16 protein-coding genes and 2 pseudogenes are annotated in these 18,420 nt (G+C 61.6%); 14 read left to right on the top strand and 4 right to left on the bottom strand.

Features of this window, described 5'->3' with window-relative positions; all coding sequences use genetic code 11:
• Positions 1–113: 113 nt before the first annotated feature.
• The gene (hisC, locus tag JN280_RS35210) at positions 114–1,223 is read right to left on the bottom strand and encodes a histidinol-phosphate transaminase (RefSeq protein WP_202308814.1); all 1,110 of its coding nucleotides are present in this window, start codon (positions 1,221–1,223) and stop codon (positions 114–116) included.
• 615 nt (positions 1,224–1,838) lie between these two features.
• Positions 1,839–2,081, bottom strand: a pseudogene (locus JN280_RS35215) (GAF domain-containing protein); the annotation flags it as partial.
• Positions 2,082–2,187: 106 nt separating this feature from the next.
• Between JN280_RS35215 and JN280_RS35220 the strand changes: the two are divergent.
• The 4 genes from JN280_RS35220 to JN280_RS35235 all read left to right on the top strand — a co-directional run bounded on the left by JN280_RS35220 (position 2,188) and on the right by JN280_RS35235 (position 6,471).
• Positions 2,188–2,535 (top strand): hypothetical protein, encoded by a 348-nt coding sequence (locus tag JN280_RS35220; protein WP_167434505.1) that lies wholly within the window; start codon positions 2,188–2,190, stop codon positions 2,533–2,535.
• Positions 2,536–4,668: 2,133 nt separating this feature from the next.
• Positions 4,669–5,055 carry a hypothetical protein gene (locus JN280_RS35225; protein ID WP_096453526.1) on the top strand — a complete coding sequence of 129 codons (387 nt, stop codon included), beginning with the start codon at positions 4,669–4,671 and terminating at the stop codon, positions 5,053–5,055.
• A 109-nt stretch (positions 5,056–5,164) separates the two neighbouring features.
• Positions 5,165–5,839: an excalibur calcium-binding domain-containing protein gene (locus JN280_RS35230; RefSeq protein ID WP_244742546.1), complete on the top strand. Its 675-nt coding sequence runs from the start codon at positions 5,165–5,167 to the stop codon at positions 5,837–5,839.
• A 14-nt stretch (positions 5,840–5,853) separates the two neighbouring features.
• Positions 5,854–6,471, top strand: a complete 618-nt coding sequence (locus JN280_RS35235) for a transposase (RefSeq protein ID WP_202308815.1) — start codon at positions 5,854–5,856, stop codon at positions 6,469–6,471.
• A 90-nt stretch (positions 6,472–6,561) separates the two neighbouring features.
• Here the strand turns inward: JN280_RS35235 and JN280_RS35240 are convergent, their stop codons facing one another.
• Positions 6,562–8,295: a tetratricopeptide repeat protein gene (locus JN280_RS35240; protein ID WP_202308816.1), complete on the bottom strand. Its 1,734-nt coding sequence runs from the start codon at positions 8,293–8,295 to the stop codon at positions 6,562–6,564.
• A gap of 133 nt (positions 8,296–8,428) precedes the next feature.
• On the opposite strand from JN280_RS35240, the gene JN280_RS35245 reads away from it, so the two are divergent.
• The 10 genes and pseudogenes from JN280_RS35245 (at position 8,429) to JN280_RS35285 (ending at position 17,609) form a co-directional block, all read left to right on the top strand.
• Positions 8,429–8,995, top strand: coding sequence for a YybH family protein (locus JN280_RS35245; protein WP_202308817.1), 567 nt, complete (start codon positions 8,429–8,431; stop codon positions 8,993–8,995).
• A 432-nt stretch (positions 8,996–9,427) separates the two neighbouring features.
• A pseudogene (locus JN280_RS40435) lies at positions 9,428–9,832 on the top strand (GAF domain-containing protein); the annotation flags it as partial.
• Between the two features lie 132 nt (positions 9,833–9,964).
• Positions 9,965–10,711, top strand: coding sequence for an adenylate/guanylate cyclase domain-containing protein (locus JN280_RS39835; RefSeq protein WP_244742553.1), 747 nt, complete (start codon positions 9,965–9,967; stop codon positions 10,709–10,711).
• A 743-nt stretch (positions 10,712–11,454) separates the two neighbouring features.
• Positions 11,455–12,291, top strand: coding sequence for an IclR family transcriptional regulator (locus JN280_RS35255; protein ID WP_202308819.1), 837 nt, complete (start codon positions 11,455–11,457; stop codon positions 12,289–12,291).
• 9 nt (positions 12,292–12,300) lie between these two features.
• The gene (locus JN280_RS35260) at positions 12,301–13,059 is read left to right on the top strand and encodes an ABC transporter permease (protein ID WP_202308820.1); all 759 of its coding nucleotides are present in this window, start codon (positions 12,301–12,303) and stop codon (positions 13,057–13,059) included.
• A gap of 79 nt (positions 13,060–13,138) precedes the next feature.
• Positions 13,139–14,137, top strand: a complete 999-nt coding sequence (locus tag JN280_RS35265; RefSeq protein WP_202308821.1) for an ABC transporter substrate-binding protein — start codon at positions 13,139–13,141, stop codon at positions 14,135–14,137.
• Positions 14,138–14,268: 131 nt separating this feature from the next.
• The gene (locus JN280_RS35270; protein WP_210382573.1) at positions 14,269–15,033 is read left to right on the top strand and encodes an ABC transporter permease; all 765 of its coding nucleotides are present in this window, start codon (positions 14,269–14,271) and stop codon (positions 15,031–15,033) included.
• 53 nt (positions 15,034–15,086) lie between these two features.
• Positions 15,087–15,908, top strand: coding sequence for an ABC transporter ATP-binding protein (locus JN280_RS35275; RefSeq protein ID WP_244742556.1), 822 nt, complete (start codon positions 15,087–15,089; stop codon positions 15,906–15,908).
• A gap of 16 nt (positions 15,909–15,924) precedes the next feature.
• Positions 15,925–16,779, top strand: coding sequence for a sugar phosphate isomerase/epimerase family protein (locus tag JN280_RS35280; protein ID WP_202308823.1), 855 nt, complete (start codon positions 15,925–15,927; stop codon positions 16,777–16,779).
• A complete protein-coding gene (locus tag JN280_RS35285) occupies positions 16,776–17,609 on the top strand; it encodes a shikimate dehydrogenase family protein (RefSeq protein ID WP_202308824.1) in 834 nt (277 codons plus the stop codon). Before JN280_RS35280 ends, JN280_RS35285 begins: the two co-directional genes overlap by 4 nt.
• Here JN280_RS35285 and JN280_RS35290 read toward each other — a convergent pair.
• Entirely contained in the window at positions 17,606–18,394 is a 789-nt protein-coding gene (locus JN280_RS35290; protein WP_244742559.1) for a shikimate dehydrogenase family protein, read from the bottom strand. The two genes, JN280_RS35285 and JN280_RS35290, sit on opposite strands and share 4 nt — an antisense overlap.
• Positions 18,395–18,420 lie beyond the last annotated feature (26 nt).

Genomic DNA, 18,420 nt, shown 5'->3' on the forward strand with positions numbered 1-18,420 from the left:
TTTTTGACGCAGAAAGTCCGGTTGCTTGCGTATTCCAAGCAATTTAAAGATTTCTCGCTCGTGTAATCGCTCGGATTATTGGCTGCGAAATGCTAAAGCAGAGCCTTAGCAACCTAATGCGGGGGTGTTGACATATTCAATATTCTGCTAATACGACTAGCGGCACGAAGAAACGCATCCATTTGCTCTTTTGTACCGATGCTGACGCGGATGTAATTTTCCAAACCTTTATCTGGAAAGACGGCAACAAGTATTTTTTGCCTTGCGAAGGCTGATTGCCACCATGAGCCGTCCTGTGCCGTTGGCACGCGGGCAAGCAAGAAGTTTGCGTGGGAAGGGATTACGGAAAATCCAAGTTGCGACAGCGCGAGCGTCACTCGCCGTCGTTCATGCCTGATGTGTCTGTGGTTGTCTGCATAGGCGGCGCGGTGCGCAAGGACGCTGATACCAACCGCCTGCCCGATCACATTCATGTTGAAGACGTTCTGGATGTTGCGTAGCCTGCCGATAATTTCAGGATGACCGAAACCGAAACCGACGCGAACGCCGGCGGCAGCATAGCTTTTCGAAAATGTCCTTAAGACCAGAAGGTTCGAATAGCGATTGATGAGGCGTAGACCATTCTCGGGTGCAAAGTCGACGTAGGCCTCATCCAGCACGATCAAGCGGTCCGATTTCGCTACCAGGCGTTCGATATCGGCCACCGGAACGAACGTTCCAGTCGGATTGTTCGGATTGGCTAGCAGAATGAACTTGGCGTCCTTTGCAGGACCGAAGAGCAATTGCTCCATCGGCAAGGAATGATCTTTGCTAAATTCGATTTCGACAAATTGAGCACCCTGCAACGTTGCAAGTTTGCGGTTGAACGAAAAGCCTGGCGACATCATCGCCACGCTATCCCCCTGGGTAAGGAATGCTCTGTAGACAAGTCCAAGCAGTTCAGACGATCCGTTGCCGGCGATCACCTGATCCATGGAGACGCTGTAGGCATTCGCGGCTGCTTCTCTCAAGCTGATGTTATCGTCTTCTGGATATAGATACTGCCGTTCGAGAGCTGCAATCGCACTTTGCATTATGATTTCCGGAAGCGGGAAGGGGTTCTCATTCGTGTTTAGTTTTACCCAACTTGAATCCGGCGCTGGTGTATCGGATGGCAGAGCATCTAACTGTCTCGCCACTTGCGAAAGAGACGACAGCACACTCTGAAGTTTTGCATCGGACATGTTTTTCTCCGTTTCAGTCGCAGAGGGAATCCGGGATGAACTGATGGTCTGAGCACATGGCCGACCAACAGTGCATTCACACCGCCGTTGTCAGCACATTGACCCCGCGAGGTCGGGCGGGCTGTCCTCCCGGGTCGGATTGGCCCGACGCTCAGTCCGCATCCACTCGTCATCGGGCCAAGGCTCCGCCAACCACCAACGCTTGATTTGTCCCTGATATTTGCCTCGGTCAGCCTTTCAAGGACGCTTGATCTGATGCTGTATTTCCTCAGCGTGTATCCAATCTGGCGCGGCGTCAGTCCAAGCAGGCGCCGCCTTTGCCTGCACCGAGCCATCTCTCCACGGCCGCGATGACACGCTCGCGATTTGACATACTCGTACCTTTAAAGAGGCTGCGCTGGCAGGCGCCAGCGGTGCCTGGTCCCTGACGACGGACGGGACCGTAGCGGCGGCCCAAGGAGCAGCCTCAGTCGGCCGCGTGGCCGGCCTTGTCTGGCATCATCGGCCCCAGTTGCAGCACCTTGGTGCCCGGTCCGCTCTTCCACGGCGTTGCGGAAAACACTGTCCGTGGCAGCAGTCAAAGTCGTTTCAGCCGATTGACGCTCCCGCTGCCAGGAACATGCGATGCAGCTTCACTGTCTGCCCAACCAGATTGGCGATTGTGGTGAGGAGGCGGAGGTCGTAATCGAGGAGGGAACCTGATTTGTTGTCCAGAATGCGGTCGATGGTCGGCGTGCCCACGACGTTCGCATCGACGCGAACGGGTACGCCGATGAACGACACTTTCATGTTGTCGGACGCCCCGAGCACGTCCTTGTCGGCGGCGTTGAAAGCCGGATCCACCGCTTGGTTGCGGATTTTGACTGGTCACGGGCAAGCGCGAAAAACGCCCTGGCCGTAAGTCGGGGCGCCGCAACGTGGTCGAGTGCACAGCGGAGCGATGCCTTGCCATGGGTTTCCTTTCATGAATCGCGACCGTCGACTGACTTCTGCACGCCGCAACCGCACGTTGATTCACGAGACCGGAATGGGGCGGGAGAGTCAATCGAGCTTTCTTTCATTCGCGAAAGGAAACTCTGCGCTCATGATAGAATTCCATCAGTTTCATATAGCTCCGGTAGATGATATCGAACGGCAGAATGTCTGCCCCGGCGTCCCCGCGGTGCCGGTGCTGATGGCCCGGGCCATCAGCCTAATCAGCTCCTGGCAAAGCTGGCACAGTGGCGTGGCGACCGCCATCGCGACGATGTCATCTACGTGGGCCGACCGCGACTCCGGCGTGATTTCATTCACAATCGCGACAAGGTCTTGACCGCGGAGCGGCTGATGGCCCCCTGCCCCGCCGACCAGCTGCGCTGCGCCGTTTCCCAAACGTCTAGGTCACATTTTCGAAGTGCGTGTTGGAATCGGTGATTCCGTATCACATTATCGCCACGTTTTAGCCGCGACGTGGTCGCAATGCCCCACCAGAAAGCCGGCGTTGCCCTGACAGTTCGGTCCGGCATCGGCTCAAACCAGCCCCCCGCTTAAGGGTCAGTGCCGGATCGAACGCTTCTTGCATCTCTTTTTGAAGGAAATCAGGTGCGACGCCCGAAAAGCATACGGCGGCCATTAGAAGCAAGCTGATCCGCTCCATTGATCGATACATGGTCCGCCAATTGCACAGCGCGCTAAGGATCTGCAAATCAACGATGGTTTGAGGCGGCGGCTGCCAGGCGAGACACATCTCGGGCCGACAGGGCCATTCCGAGCGCCAGCGCGCGAGATGCTTCGGATCGGAAGTGTTGCGCAGCTCACTTCTCGAGGATCGATCCCGGTCGCAAAGACGCATCAGCCTCGCCGGCAACTACGCCGGGCAGCTAGAGAATGTGCAACGGGCATACCCCGGCGCAACACTCCTCCCCGATGACCATGGAGTATGGCTTCTCGCTCGCAGCCAAGTGATAGATGGCTTATCGCGAGAAGCCATATTCCTTATTGCCCTACCAGAAACGCCAGCGGTCGAGCCGCGTGGATGGGCGTTCTGGCAGCAAGATGGGCAGGTCGAATGGATCGGCCCGCGACATACCAATTTCCCTGACGGCTCGGTGTGCGCTTATCACCCCATGCTCGATAAAGCTTGGTCGCCAGGCAGTGATTTGTGCACGTTGCTGGACCTTTATAGCGTATGGGCGCTTCGCCAGCTTCATTTGGTGGTGTTTGATCGGTGGCCGGGACGCCAGTATGCGATGCTGGATGAACTGGGCCAAGCTGATCCCTATTATCGGCTAACCCAGTTTAAGGAGGCCGAGCTTTGCAACTGCGGATCAAATCGGCGCTATGGCGAATGCTGCCGGCCGCATGATCTGAAGCTACCCTTCCCGTCGATTCTGCACGCCTTCAAAAGCCGTAATCTCGGTCTCGGCATCTTTGATCGAGCCCCTCCCGCCGAAATTGCAGTGTTGATCGCCGAAGGAGGACAAAATCCCCCACCCCCCATGCTAGGGGTTCACTCTACTCTGCGGGCTCATGTCGCGGACGTAAGGGGGAATCCTTAGCTCTACATCCCGTAAGAGATGCTCGATCGGGTCAGAGGGAAAAGCATTCCGCTTCTGACGAAATCCCCAATGCCAGGTGCCGACGACTTCCGAGCCGTCGAACCATGTCGAGAAGTTCAGCTTCGGAAAATGCAGCAACACGCGGGCCGCCCACCATATTTTCTCAATATCGTGGTCGCCTGGACCCTTTGCCCATGGGGTCCAGCCCTTGCATAGCCGTTGCGCCAATTCGCTGTTTCGCATCTTCAATCCCACGGAATGATGGATAGAATAACGGGGTATATCCGTCGTAAGAGGGAAGTCTACGAACTGCCAGCAGGTGGAATTTACCAGATTTGTTCATCACTCTTGCACCAAATTCAACTTTAGGAGATGCTAACTCGGCCTTGGGAGGGCTGGGGGATGAGAATAAAAGCATTTGTGGCACTTGGTGCCACGGCAGCGCTGGGCGGCTGTCAAACAAGCAATCAAGCCGACTACATGCAAATAGGCTACGGGCCTAGTTTCGACGTCGCCCACGCTCAATGCGAAATGCATAAGGGGTCGGTTGACCAAGGCTATATTGCTATCGGGTCCCCGGGCTTTGTTGCGGGGGCCGGAATCGGCAATGCCCTCGGCAACTTGGCTGCCGAAGACCAGTATATGAAGAACTGCCTCATCCTAAGCGGGTGGAAGCGTGCCCCGCATGGCCAGGGTGCCACGGCAGCTCCAGCCGTTGCTGGTGGCGCGCCACCGACACCCTATGGGATCCAGCGCGCACCTGGCAGCTGGATCAATACGGCGCTGCTGGACTGGTCAGACGCGAATAACAAGTGCGTCGCCGGCGACAAGGCCGCGTGTGGGACTCGAGCGAAGCTTGGTGCGCAACTGAGAGCCGCCGGCATAAACCCGGCGCCGGTCTAGGGGCCATGCAGTGGAACCTGGCGATCTGCCTTGGCATCGTTCTGGCATTGAGCGGCTGCGCAGCGGATTATCTCAATCACTATGACAGCGTGACGCTCTCTGCCGGCGACGCCAATCGCGCCAATAGTCTCGCCCAGACAGTCGACCCGTTCAACCCGAACAATCAGAACACGCATATCGAGGGCGACGGCCAGCGAACAGCTGGAGTCATCCAGGCCTTTCGCGGAATCCCGCTGACATCGCCAGGCCAAGGTGCGCGCCAAGGTGGCGGCGGGGACTCTGGCAATCATCCATGCGATCTGCGCAATGGGGTTGACAGCCTAGGCCGGGCTTGTGGTGAACGTGCCGCCGAAGCGAAACCGGGCGGCCGCACCGGACATGAGGCGAACTAGCATGCTGCGTAGAATGCGATCGCCTCGCCGGAGGCCACTTGGCGTGGTGCAAAGGCGCCTGACCTTGGTGACAGTGGCCGCGGCTGGCGCTCTGGCTGCGCAAACGGCCATGCAACACAGCGACCACATGCCCGAGCTCCATCTGCCGAATTGGACCAGCGCGGGCCTGGCGACGATTGCCGGCGTGGCATCCGTCATCGACGGCGACACGATCGAAATCCACGGCCAGCGCATCCGCTTCAACGGCATCGACGCGCCGGAGAGCCAGCAGCTTTGTAAAAATGCGAGCGGGGCCGACTATCCTTGCGGGCGGCGATCGGCCGCCGCGCTGGACGGCTTCCTGGCAGCCTCGAAGCCGGTGCAATGTACCTTCGTGACCTGGGACCGCTATCATCGCTATATCGGCGACTGCCGGCGCGCCGATGGCGCCAGCGTTGCCGCCTGGATGGTCGAGCACGGCCAGGCGCTGGATTGGCCCCGCTACAGCCACGGCACCTACGCAGAGAAGCAGGCGACGGCCGAGGCGTCGAAAGTCGGCATTTGGGTCGGCAAGTTTCAGTCGCCGTGGGATTGGCGCACGGAGCATGCAGACGGCGCGGCTCCGTCGAGCCAGCCGCTCGGCATCAGCCGCCAACAGGTCGCGCAGAGCTATTCGTGCCAGCCACGGCGGACCTGTTCGCAGATCGGCTCCTGTGAGGAAGCCCAATGGTATCTCAGCAACTGCCCTTGGGGCCGGAAGCTGGATCGGGACGGCGACGGCGTGGCGTGCGAGACGGTGTGCTAACGCGGCGCCCTGAGTTGCGCTTCAAAGGCCCCAGCCCCATCGACATGGTCGAGACCCACATCGAGACCAGCGCCGAGGTCAGGGTCGAGCGGCGATGCTACATCTCCTCTCGCATCCTCACCGCAAAAACTTTCGCCGAGGCCGCCCCATTGGGGATCGAGAACGGGCTACGCTGGGTTCTCGATGTCCAATTCAAGGATGATCAGTCCCGCCTGCGCCGCAGCCACGGCGCCACAAACATGGCCATGGTCCGCCACCTCGCCCTCAACCTCATCCGAGCCATGTCCGGAAAACAATCCATCAAGGGAAAGCGAAAACTCGCGACCTGGGATACCGACTACCTGATTGCAGTTCTCCAATTCCGGGTGGTCGACCCATGCCAGCATAATAGGAGGATATTTGCTGCTCTTTCCTCGTCCCGCTATTGGAGGAAACGGCACCGCGACCTTGATGCAGTGTCATGGATGGATAGGGCATTATTCGGGAACCGAACCAATCCACAGAAATATTTTGTTGGTATTTTTGTTGGTCCGCGCTGCTATTGCTCCATGCCGAGGCGATTGAAAACGAATTCAAATTTCCTCTACTTGGATTCCGCCTCTGGGCACCAAAATTCGCCTAACGTCTTGTAAATCCTCGAGAGTGGTATCCAGACCGATTCCGGTGGGGCACTCTGCGCGAACGATCGTGTGTGGCTCCGTCTGCGTCTGAGCCCGGAGCGGTCACTCCCGCAAACCCGCCTTCCTCAAGCCGTCGAGCAGCAAGTTCAAGTCGTCCGTGCGTCTGTAGGCCGCGATGGTCCGAACCCACGCAATTGAGAAATCGGGACTGATCCGCAGAACCTCCGCCAAGGCGTCGCGCGCAAGAGCGGTCTCTCCAAGTTGGCCGTAGGTCGCGGCAAGATAGAAGTGAGACGGCAGATGCTGCGGATTGTGGGTGACGCTCCGCTTGATGAACGCCGCCGCCTCCCTGAAGCGGTGCATCGTGAGATGAGCCTGGCCGAGATAGAGGGTGTAGTAGAACGGATAGAATGGATTGAGGCGCTTTGCCTTCTCGATCAAACCGGCGACCTGCTCCGGCTCGCCTGCGAAATTCAGGATGCCGGCGAGATTGGCATAAGCCTCGGCGTTGCCGGGCTCAACCTCGACCCACCGTCTTGCGGCCACCAGGGCCTGGTCGTGTTGCCTCTTGAAAAGATGAACGGAGCCCAGCGCTTCGTAGACCAGGGGAATTGACGGTTCGAGGTCCTTGGCTTTCAGCGCCAGATCGAAAGCCCGGTCCAGCGCCTCGGTGGCACCCGCGAACCAGTCATGCAAGTACGTCTCTGCCAGGGCCGCGTGCGCTGCAGCATAATTCGGGTCGAGCTCGATCGCTCTCTCGTAAAGCCGCCGTGCGGCCGCATTGCCGTTCTTCGAGAACAAGCGATATTGCTCACGTCCGCGCAGGACACAATCGTAGGCTTCCGGATTATCGGTTTCGATGCGAGGCGCGCACGCGTCGTCCCCCTTCACGAGTTTCACCTCGAGGCTGCGCACAATCCGTTCCGTCACGTCGTCCTGCACGGCGAAAATGTCTGCGAGCCCCCGATCGTAGCGCTCGGCCCAGAGATGCCCTCCAGAGCGTCCGTCAATCAACTGCGCTGTGATCCGCACGCGCTCACCGGCCTTTCGTACACTGCCTTCCAGAATGTAGCGAACGCCGAGATCGCGGCAGACATCCTGCGCTTTGACCGCCTTTTTCTTGTAGGTGAAGGTGGAATTCCGCGAGATCACCACAAGCCCGTGTACCTTCGAGATCTCGGTAATGATGTCCTCGGTGATGCCGTCGGCGAAATATTCCTGCTCCTGATCGCCGCTCATGTTGTCGAATGGCAGGACGGCAATGGAGGGCCGGGCGGGCGGGGGCATCTCGGCAGGCGCCGTGACTTCAACCGCCGCTTCTTGATCCGGGTGCCAATGCCACACTCTCAGCGGACGGTCGATATTCTTCACTTCCTTGAGCCCCTGGTCCTCGAACCGGAGGCTGATGCGATCGCGCACTTGTTCGTAGACGGCCTCGGAAATGCAGATTCCGCCGGGGGTTGCGAGGCCTTCAAGCCGCGTCGCGACGTTGACGCCGTCACCGTGGATATCGTCGCCGTCGATCACCACATCGCCCAGGTTGATCCCGGCGCGGAACTCAATCCGCTTGTCGTGCGGCAAGACGGCGTTACGTTCAGCCAGGCCCTTTTGTATCTCGGCGGCGGCGCGCACCGCACCCACGACGCTCGCGAACTCCACCAGAATGCCATCGCCCATCAGCTTGACTGTTCGCCCGTGATGCTCGCTGAGCTTGGGATCGATGAGATTGGCCTGCAGGGCCTTGAAAGCCGTAAGCGTACCCTCTTCGTCGGCCCTGATCAGCCGCGAGTAGCCGACTGCATCGGCGGCGAAGATCGCGGCAAGATGGCGTTCCATAGGGTCCTGCCTCCACAAACCCCGGAATCGTAAGGGAGAACCTCTCCGCCGTTGGATTGCTGAGCGCTTGCAGCGGTTTCGAGCGGGGCACTCTACCACGCGGCAGCGTAAGCAACTATGATGAATCGTGGCCATGAGTACGTTCGCGAGCACCAGAAGTCTCGTCAAGAATGGAACCGCACACCTTCAGACAAGGCAGGCTGAAGATGATCAGGCCAAGATCATCATCGATGGTACACGTATACGCGTCAGGGAGGTGCAAATCATGACGACCGAGGATGAAGTCCGCAAAGCATCAGAACAATTCTATGCCGCGCTGAATCGCATGACCAAAGGGGACAGCGGTGCGCTGGCCGACATATGGTCGCATGGCGCGGCCGTCACGGCCATGCACCCGATCGGTGGCCGGGAAGTTGGATGGGACGCCGTCAGGGCGTCGTTTGACCGGGTGGCTCAACTCGCCTCCGACGGCAGGGTTGAACTGAAGGATCAACTTATTCGGGTCGCCGGGAATGTCGCATACGAGACGGGCGTCGAGCACGGGCAGGTGACGCTTGCCGGGTACGACGCCACCATCGAGCACCGCGTCACAAACATCTATCAGCAGGAAGGCGGAGCGTGGAGGTTGGTCCATCACCACACGGACACGTCGCCCGCGATGCTGGACATACTCAGTCGGTTGCAACCGCCATCAGGGTAAGCCGGGGCGCACATACGGGCAGCGCTGCCCGAGGTCCTGGCCCAGCTACCTGACGATGCGCCGGACTCCAAACAGGAGTTGTTCGGTGGCCGTCGCCCTTGTGGCAGCCGCAACTCGGGCAGCGTAGCGTCCGCGTCGAGCGGGCCGGTTGGCCTGACCCGCTGTCAAAGCTCAGGGATGGCGGCTCTGGTGGGACACTTTCAGCCAACCGTTCCCACAGCGCTCGAACGCGAGCCTTGGAAAATCGCTTCCGAGCCGATCCGGACCTTGGGGCTCTACCTGACGATGGTCGGCTTGGATTGTGAGCGGTCGTTCGCACAGAGCCTGCATTGCCCGCTAACCTCACCCCCGAAGATTTGATATCTTTCTGACATGTACGAAGAAAGCACGAGCCAGGCGGCCGCCCAGGATTTATGACGGAAGGGGGCTGCGATGCCATACTCAACGCCCGCCAACGAGGCGGAACGGCTTGCTGCCGTTCGAGCGCTCAATGTCCTCGATACCGCGCCCGAGATCGCCTATGACGACATTGGCGAACTGGCTGCACAGATTTGCCAGTGCCCCGTAGCCTATATCGGCTTGATGGACGACGATCGTCTCTGGCTCAAAGCCAAGTATGGCCTTCCGCCGGACTTTCACCAGTGTCCGCGCGAAATCGCATTCTGCACAACCACGGTTTGTGGCAGCGAGATGGTCATAGCGCCGGATCTGCGCAAAGATTCCCGATTCAACCAAATCCCGACTGTCACGGGCGAACCGCACTTCAAATTCTATTGCGGCATGCCGCTTGTAACCGACGAAGGTCATGCGTTGGGGACGCTGTGTGTCATGGATTTCGAACCGCATCAGCTGACATTTGAACAGACACAGGCACTGCGCCGCCTTTCGCGTCAGGTGCTTTCCCAGCTGGAACTTCACCGAAAGCTGATCGAATTCGACCAGGCATTGAAAAAGCTCGATCACGCGCACGTGGACCTTTCTGCAGAGAAAGCGCGTACCGAAGAACTGCTCGCCAATATCCTTCCGGTGTCGATCGCAGAGGAACTCAAGAAGAGCGGCAAGGTGCAGCCGAAATATGAGGCTTCAGCGACAATCCTGTTTGCGGATTTCAAGGGCTTCACGCTGCTGGCCGAACGCATGGAGCCCGCCACGCTTGTCGGGCTCCTGGACCAGTATTTCACGGCTTTTGACGAGATCGTGACGCGCCATGGGCTGGAAAAGCTCAAGACGATCGGCGATGCCTACATGGCCGTTGCCGGCGTGCCTCAGGCCAATCGCCGGCATCCAATCGATACTTGCCTCGCGGCGCTGGAAATCCAGGCCGTCACGGCCCGCATGAAGGCACAGCGCGAGAAGATGCGGCTGCCGGCACTTGAGTTGCGTGTCGGAATCCACACCGGGCCGGTCATATCGGGCGTCGTCGGCCGGCGGAAGTTCACCTTCGATATCTGGGGCGATGCGGTGAACACGGCGGCGCTCATGGAGGAGAACGGCGTTCCTGGACGGATCAATGTTTCGGAAACCGTAGCCGGGAATGTCAAGACGCTGTTCGAACTGGAGCCGCGGGGCACCATCGAGACCAAGCACGGGCGCAGGCTCGAAATGTTCTTCCTCGACCGACTGAAGCCGGAATATTCGCGCGATGTGCATGGCCACATGCCAGGCGAGAAATTTGTCGCCGAATGCAACCGACTGCTCGGCGGCTTTTCCGGCTAGTGACCTGGCGCCGAATTTTCATCCAGGGCATGGCGGGTCACGGTCGGTCACAAAAAGCCGGCCCGTGAGGGACGGGCCGGAATTCGACGGGAACAGCGCGTCCCATCTGGATTGGGGATACAGAATAGACAGCCCCGCCGTCGCGCCGCATTTAGGCCGGCGACGGTGACAGGCGCATTCCCCAAATGGGGAAAAAGCGCAAAAAAGGCCGGGCATCCGGCAGCGGAGACGCGGGCTCCGGCAGCCGGGGGAGACTCGGAAGACCAAGCGTGGAGGCCTTCGACCCGACCGCCGCGCGGGCAGCGGAGGTGCCTCTGCGTCGACTGCCGCTGATGGCGACGGATATCCATTCTTGAAGCCGACGATTTGGCGGGCAGGATCGCGCGACGAAGGGGCTGTCAGCGACGCGCAGTCGCGCGCGTGAAGAGTTCCTCGGTCTCGGTTCCCCATCGCGCACGTTGCGATCGAGATCTGCCAGGTAGAGCTCGATCTGTTCGTGGAGGCGATCGATCCCGCCATCCAGCGCGGCAATTTCGACGTAGAGGCCGTGCCGGTCGGGCGCACGGCTGCTAGGGTCTTCCGGAGCAATACACGAGGCGGCGCCCGGCCCAGGACAAGGGAGCCGTCGACGCCCGATCCGGCGCACATCCGTTCCGTCCAAGCGTGCGAATACAGCTTTATGGAATCCTATTCCAATTTGGAATTCGATGTTGTAGTATCCAATCGCCGCACGGGAGGAACACGTGACAGTAGCAGCCGTAGACCGGTGCCTCATCATACTGGAGGCGCTTGCGGGAGAGAGCGAGCCGGTGGAACTCACCGACCTGGCCCACCGCCTGGACATGCCGGCCAGCGCGGTGCACCGCACGCTGGCGACTTTGGTCGATCGCGGATGGGTGGTGCAGAACAGGGGGACGCAGCGCTACGCGCTTTCCCTGAGAATGAGCACGCTCGCCTTCCGCAATCTCGATGCCCGCGCCGTTCCCGATGTCGTGCAGTCCGTGCTCGACAAGCTGGCGCGCGAAACGCGTGAATATTGCCGCTTGGCGATCGTCGAAGGCGAGGATCTGGTCTGGGTCGCACGGGCGCAGGGCGCGGTATTGGGCCTGCGCTACGATCCGGAGATGGGGCAGGAGATCGTCCTGCACGCCACCGCAAACGGTAAGGCGTGGCTTGCCACGCTGCCCGAGAGCGAAGCGTTGCGCATCGTCTGCGCGCGTGGTTTCACGGCGCGGCGTCCGCTCGGTCCGAACAGCGCCTCCAATGTCGACGAATTGCGGGCGCGGCTGGCCGAGACACGCGAGCGCGGCTTCGCCACCTCGGTCGAGGAAGCCGAAGCCGGCACCGGCGCCGTGGCGGTGCCCTTTTTCGTCGGGCCTGAGGTCGACGCGCCGGTGGCGGGCACGATGAGCGTCGCGGGGCCTCTCGTGCGCATCACGCCCGAGCGCTACGCAGAATTCGCCGAAGCGCTCAAACGCGCGGCCCGCGAGGTGTCGGAAATCTGGTCGCTGCGTGTGCGTCAGCGCAGCTACCGGCCCGCCGCCATTTCGGCCGCCGGGCGCGACAAGGTCGAGGCGTGAGCGGCAGCCATGAAAGCGCCGACCGCCATGCAAAGAGTAGCTGAACCGGCGCTGTGGTTCGCCGGTCTGCTGATCATATGGGAAATCCTGGTCAGGCTGTTCGGCGTGCCGGTGTTCGTCCTGCCGGCGCCGTCGCAATTCCTTGCCCGCATCGTGGAGGATGGCCCGCGGCTGGCCTATCACGGCCTGATAACGACCCGGCTGATCGTCTACGGCTTCGTGGCCGGCGCCGTACCCGGCATAGTTCTCGGCTACCTCATCGCCCGTTTCCGGCTTGCAGAGCAGATCATCTATCCGCTGGTCGTTTTCATACAGGGCCTTCCCAAGATCACGCTGGCACCGCTCATGCTGGTGTGGTTCGGCTTCAGCGACTTCCCGAAGATCCTGCTCACCGCCCTGATCACCTTCTTTCCGATCCTGGTCGACAGCGTCACCGGCTTCAAGTCGATCGATCCGCGCCAGTACTATCTCAGCCGGTCGGTCGGCGCGTCTTGGTGGCAGACATTCAGGCTGTTCGAGCTCCCCTCCGCGGCGCCAAGCATCTTTTCGGGCTTCAAGATCACGATCGTTATCGCGGTCACGGTCGTGATCGTCGTCGAATGGATGAATTCGCAGAACGGTCTCGGCTACCTGGTGCTGCGGGCGATGGACGACGCCGACACCTCGCTGCTTTTCGCGGTTCTTGTCATCGGCTCCACGATCGGGGTGGTGCTGAGCTGGGGGATGGCGCTCCTCGAACAACTGCTTCTCCCGTGGCGGCGAAGGTGATGCCGCTCCGCCACGCGAGCAAGAACCGGTGACGCCCCGAAAGCTGGGCGGCGCATATTCGATCAACAAGGAGGAAACAATGGACAGAACACTGAGACAGCTGGCATTCGGGGCGGTGCTGGCAGCGATGACCGGCACTGGCGCGCTGGCGCAGGACAAGCTGCAGATGCAGATGAACTGGACTGCCGACTCCGCCCATCTCGGCTTCGCCGTGGCGCAGGTGAACGGTATCTACGCCGACCACGATCTCGACGTCGAACTCGTCGAAGGCCGCGGCTCGGCCGTTGCCGCTCAGCTTGTCGCCACCGGCCAGACCGAACTCGGTTATGCCGACACAGGCGCGACGCTGAACGTCGCCTCCAAGGGCGCGCCGATCAGGATCATCTCCACGATCTGGAAGTCCGGCCAGTTCGGCATCCAGTATTTGGCGGCTTCCGGCATCAAGGAGCCGAAGGATCTGATCGGCAAGAAGCTGGCGGTTTCGCCCGGTTCGGCCATGCTGCCGCTGATCCCGGTGTTCCTGCGCGCCAACGGGATCGAGGGATCGCAGGTCGAGATCGTCTCGGCGGCCGAAAGCGCATTCATCGGCCTGCTCACCTCCGGCCAGGTCGACGCCGTTTCGCAGACCCCGGAGAACATCGTGGTGCCGCTCAAGGCGCAGGGCGTCGAAGCGGGGAACATGTATTTCTACAATCACGGTGTACCGATCGCGAGCCTGGCGCTCGTGGCGCGCGAGGACAAACTGCAGGCCAACCCGGATGCCTATAAGCGCTTCGTCAAGGCGACCGCGCTCGGCTGGCAGGAGGCGATGAAGGATCCCGAGGCCGCAGTGGACGCGCTGCTCAAGGTGTTCCCCGAAACAGGCCATTCTCGCGAGAACCTTCTCAAGTCGGCCGAATACAGCTTCGCCTCGGTGTGTCCGGGCGGGTCGGGCGACGTGATCGGCGTGACCGACGACGAGACCTGGGCGTCGATGTACAAGGTGATGACCACGGCTATGGAATTGCCGGACGCGAAGCCGGTCACGGACTATTACACGCTGGACTATGTCCCGGCCGAACCGGTGACCTGTCCCTGAGTGGCGAGCGGCCCTCGACGTGAACCGGGCGCGACGGTCCGCGTCCGGTTCAGCCCATTCCACGGAACCCGATGATGTCCCAATCAGCCAGCGCAGTCGCGGCCCCTTCCTCGCCGGCTCGAATGCAGTCCTTGTCCGCTTTCGGCGGCTCGTTCCTGTCGTCGGTGCTGATCGGTGCGGCGGCAGTGGTCTTCCTGCTCGGCCTGTGGGAAATGCTTCTGCGCGTCTTCGACGTGCCGCTGTGGCTCGTTCCCAAGCCGTCGGACTTTCTGGCGCGCCTCTATACCGACCGTGCGATGATCGCCGGCCACGCAGTCTCGACCTCGATCACCATACTGGAGGGCTTCGCCCTGGGCGTGATGATCGCCGTGCCGCTGGCATTGGCGATCATCTCCGTGGGCGCGCTGGAGCGGGGCCTCTACCCCGTCATCGTGTTCCTCAACATCATGCCGAAGACGGTCATCGGTCCCATTCTGATCGTGTGGTTCGGCATCGGGCCGCTGGTGGCGGCGCTGATCGTCTTCCTGATGTGTTTCTTCCCGATCCTGGTTGACAGCATGTCGGGCTTCCGGCTGGTCGACAAGAGGCTGTTCTACATCTCGCGCTCGATGGGCGCCGACCCGTGGCAGACCTTTTGGAAGGTACGGCTGCCGGCCGCCATGCCGCACATCTTCTCGGGCATGAAGATAGGCGTGGTGAAAGCGGTCGAAGGCGTGATCATTGCCGAGTTCATCGCCTCCAACAAAGGGCTCGGCTTCATGATCATGCAGGCCTCCGGCTTTATGGACATGACGCTGATGTTTTCGGGGCTGGTCGCAGCAGCATTGGTGGCGCTGGTCTTCAACGGCACGATGAGCATGATCGGCCAGTGGCTGATGCCGTGGGCGCGACACTAGAGCAATACGCCGTAGACAGACAGAGAACGACAATGGCACTGGCGGATACAATCATGGACAGAAGAACCGGCCTGCCGCGCTCGAGCGAAGGCGCGCCCGTCACGGGCGCCTCGATCCGCGCGCTCGGCCTGACCAAGGTCTATGGCAGCGGCGCGAGCGCCTTTCACGCGCTCGGGCCCATCGATCTGGACATCAAGCCGGGCGAATTCGTCAGCATCATCGGCCCGTCGGGCTGCGGCAAGAGCACCACGATGCTGCTGGTCACGGGCTTGGAGCCGATGAGCGAGGGTGTCGTGGAGATCGACGGCGAGCCGTTGACCCGGCCGATCTCGGAGATCGGCATCGTCTTCCAGGACCATCTGTTGCTGGAATTCAGGACGGCGATCAAGAACGTCATGCTGCAGCAGGAAATCCGCGGCCTTGACAGGCAGGCGCTACGCACCCGCGCCGACGAACTGTTCCAACGGCTGGGACTGAAAGGCGCGGAGAACCGCTACCCCTGGCAGCTTTCGGGCGGCATGCGCCAGCGCGTGTCGATCGCCCGGGCGTTGGTCCATGATCCGTCCATGCTGCTGATGGACGAACCGTTCGGCGCGCTCGACGCGATCACGCGTACGCAGATACGCCACGACCTTGAAATGCTGTGGCTGGAAACGCGCAAGACGGTTCTGTTCATCACGCACTCGATCGAGGAGGCGGTCGGCCTGTCGGACCGCGTGCTGGTGATGTCGAAAAGCCCGGGCACGATCGTGGAGGAGATCGTCATCGACCTGCCGCGCCCGCGCCCGGCTCATCTCGGCGAATATCCGGAATTCTCGCGCTACCAGGAACGCATCTACGCGATCTTCGAGAAGCTCGGCGTTTACAAGTTCTGAAGCGCGCCGAAGATCGATGGACAACACACTGAAGCAGCCCGAGATCGTTATCAACCATGCCACCATGCGCGAGAGATGGGACATGGCGGCGTTCCTTTCCGCATGCGCCCGGCGCGGGCTGACCCGCGCTTCGATCTGGGACGACGAGGTGAAGCGGACGGGCATCGCGGGTGCACGATCGATCATGGCCGAGAACGGCATCGGCGCTTTCGGCTACAACCGGGCGGGGCCGCTCATCGGCGCAACCGTGGAAGACAACCGCCAGAAGCAGGATGCCGGCCGGCGGGCGCTGGACCGGGCGGCGGAGCTCGGGGCCGATCACGTACTGGTCTTTTCGGGGGGTCTCGCTCCCGGCAGCCGCGATATGGCCGGCGCGCGCGCACAGATGGAAGACGCCACCGCCGCCCTGCTCGAACACGCACGGCCTCTTGGGGTCAAGCTTGCGCTGGAGCCGCTCCATCCCATGTTGGCCGCCGACCGGGCCGTCATTCTCAGCCTCTCCCACGCCAATGACATCTGCGATCGTCTCGGGCCTGGAATAGGCGTCGTGATAGACGTCTATCACGTATGGTGGGACGAGCGGCTCGAAGCGGAGATCAGGCGCACCGGCGCGGCCGGCCGCATCCTGGCATTCCACGTCAACGACTGGCTGGTACCGACAAGGCACATACTGAAGGACCGAGGCATGATGGGCGACGGCGTCATCGATCTCGCGGGTATCTGGCGGCAGATCGAAGCGGCCGGCTACCGCGGGCCGGTCGAGGTCGAGATATTCTCCGAGCGATGGTGGAACGAGGATCCCGACCTTGTTCTTGACACGGCGATCGCGCGATGCCGGGAACTGTTCGCGCCCGCCGGTGCGCGAACATGAGCGGCCTCGTCTCCAACCTCAACGGCGCGTCGCGCATCTATGCTGTGTTTGGCGATCCCGTCGCGCAGGTGCAGACGCCGGCCCTGATCAACCCGCTCTTCGCCGAGCATGGCGCCGATATATGGGCGGTGCCTTTCCACGTGACGCGCGGGAACTTCGAGACGGCATGGCGCGCATTCGCGGCGATGCCGAATGTCGCCGGCATCGGCGTAACGGTTCCACACAAGGTCGCAGCCTTCAGGCTTTGCGACAGGGTGACACCGGCGGCATCGGAAGTCGGTGCGGTGAATTCGATCCAGCACGCGCCCGACGGCTCCATGCACGGCGCGCTTTTCGACGGGCTCGGTTTCGTGCGCGGGCTTGGCGAGAACCGGAAGCGGCTGGCCGGGGCTTCCGTGCTGCTTGTCGGCGCCGGCGGCGCCGGGCGGGCGATCGCGCACGCGCTGGCGGAGAACGGGATCGGCCGGCTGTCCGTGATCGAGATCGATGCCGAAGCGCGGGATTTCACAATCGAGATGACCAATCGTGTCGCGCGAAGGACCATTGCCGCGGAGGGCAACGATACCCTTTCCGGCCACCACATGCTGATCAACGCGACCCCGATCGGGCTGAAGTCGGCCGAGAGCTTTCCTGTCGATCTCACCACACTCGAGCCAGAGGTTCTGGTGGCCGACATTGCCGCGCTTTCGCGCGAAACGGAGCTTCTGAAACTGGCACGCGAGCGCGGCTGCCCGACCAGCGACGGGCGCGACATGCTGAAAGCCCAGATCGGGCTGATCGCGGGCTTCGCGGCCGGGCACGCGGCAGGCACCCCGCTTGATGGCGCCTAGCCCTCCCGGCCGTGGCGCCCCCAGAGCCGGGCGATGTGCTCCGCAATCGGGCGAACCTGCCCCCTGATCATGTGAATGCCGGAGTGGATTGCGGCACCTCGCTCGCGCGCCGCTTCCAGAAGCGGCGTGATCTCCGGTTTGGCGACGACCTCCGCGACGAGCATGGTGTCGTCGAGCCTGTCGGCGGCTACCGGCAGCGCATCGTCGGGACTGAGCCCGAGGGAGGTGGCGTTGACAACCAGCTGTCCGGGCCGCGGCTCGGCCCCACCGGCTCTGGCGAAGCGGCGTCCGAAGGTGGCATTGACCAGGTCCGCCAGTTCTTCGGCCTTGCTCGCGGTCCGGTTCGCGACAACCAGGGATGCCGCGCCCTCCTCGGCCAGCGCAAAAGCGATTGCGAGGGCCGCTCCGCCGGCGCCGATCATCAGGCAGTCGCGCCCGTCGACGATATGGCCTTCGCGTTTCAGCCCACCGACGAAGCCCTTACCGTCGAACTGGTAGCCGCGAAACGAGCCGTCAGCCTCGCGGCGCACCAGATTGACCGCTCCGACGCGTTCCGCCAGCGGGTCAAGACTGTCGCACAGGCGCAGGACCTGCTGCTTGTGGGGAATGGTGACGCCGAAGCCGACGATGCTTTCGATCGCACGCAAGCCCTCCCATGCCTCTTCGACGCGCTCGGTCCTGACGTGGAGCGGCACGCACACGATGTCCGCACCGAGTTCGGCGAAGATCGGGTTGATGTTCACCGGCGTCATGATCTGGGCGATCGGATCTCCGATGACGCCCATGACTCGGGTCGTGCCTTCGACAGCCG

The sequence above is a fragment of the Mesorhizobium sp. L-8-10 genome (assembly GCF_016756635.1).
Classification (GTDB): Bacteria; Pseudomonadota; Alphaproteobacteria; order Rhizobiales; family Rhizobiaceae.

Excerpts from the sequence above, each read along its gene's own strand:
- hisC (WP_202308814.1), bottom strand. The coding sequence starts at position 1,223 with ATGTCCGATGCAAAACTTCAGAGTGTGCTGTCGTCTCTTTCGCAAGTG.
- JN280_RS35220 (WP_167434505.1), top strand. The coding sequence starts at position 2,188 with ATGAATCGCGACCGTCGACTGACTTCTGCACGCCGCAACCGCACGTTG.
- JN280_RS35225 (WP_096453526.1), top strand. The coding sequence starts at position 4,669 with ATGCAGTGGAACCTGGCGATCTGCCTTGGCATCGTTCTGGCATTGAGC.
- JN280_RS35230 (WP_244742546.1), top strand. The coding sequence starts at position 5,165 with ATGCAACACAGCGACCACATGCCCGAGCTCCATCTGCCGAATTGGACC.
- JN280_RS35240 (WP_202308816.1), bottom strand. The coding sequence starts at position 8,295 with ATGGAACGCCATCTTGCCGCGATCTTCGCCGCCGATGCAGTCGGCTAC.
- JN280_RS35245 (WP_202308817.1), top strand. The coding sequence starts at position 8,429 with ATGAGTACGTTCGCGAGCACCAGAAGTCTCGTCAAGAATGGAACCGCA.
- JN280_RS35260 (WP_202308820.1), top strand. The coding sequence starts at position 12,301 with ATGAAAGCGCCGACCGCCATGCAAAGAGTAGCTGAACCGGCGCTGTGG.
- JN280_RS35265 (WP_202308821.1), top strand. The coding sequence starts at position 13,139 with ATGGACAGAACACTGAGACAGCTGGCATTCGGGGCGGTGCTGGCAGCG.
- JN280_RS35275 (WP_244742556.1), top strand. The coding sequence starts at position 15,087 with ATGGACAGAAGAACCGGCCTGCCGCGCTCGAGCGAAGGCGCGCCCGTC.
- JN280_RS35280 (WP_202308823.1), top strand. The coding sequence starts at position 15,925 with ATGGACAACACACTGAAGCAGCCCGAGATCGTTATCAACCATGCCACC.
- JN280_RS35285 (WP_202308824.1), top strand. The coding sequence starts at position 16,776 with ATGAGCGGCCTCGTCTCCAACCTCAACGGCGCGTCGCGCATCTATGCT.
- JN280_RS35290 (WP_244742559.1), bottom strand. The coding sequence starts at position 18,394 with ATGGGCGTCATCGGAGATCCGATCGCCCAGATCATGACGCCGGTGAAC.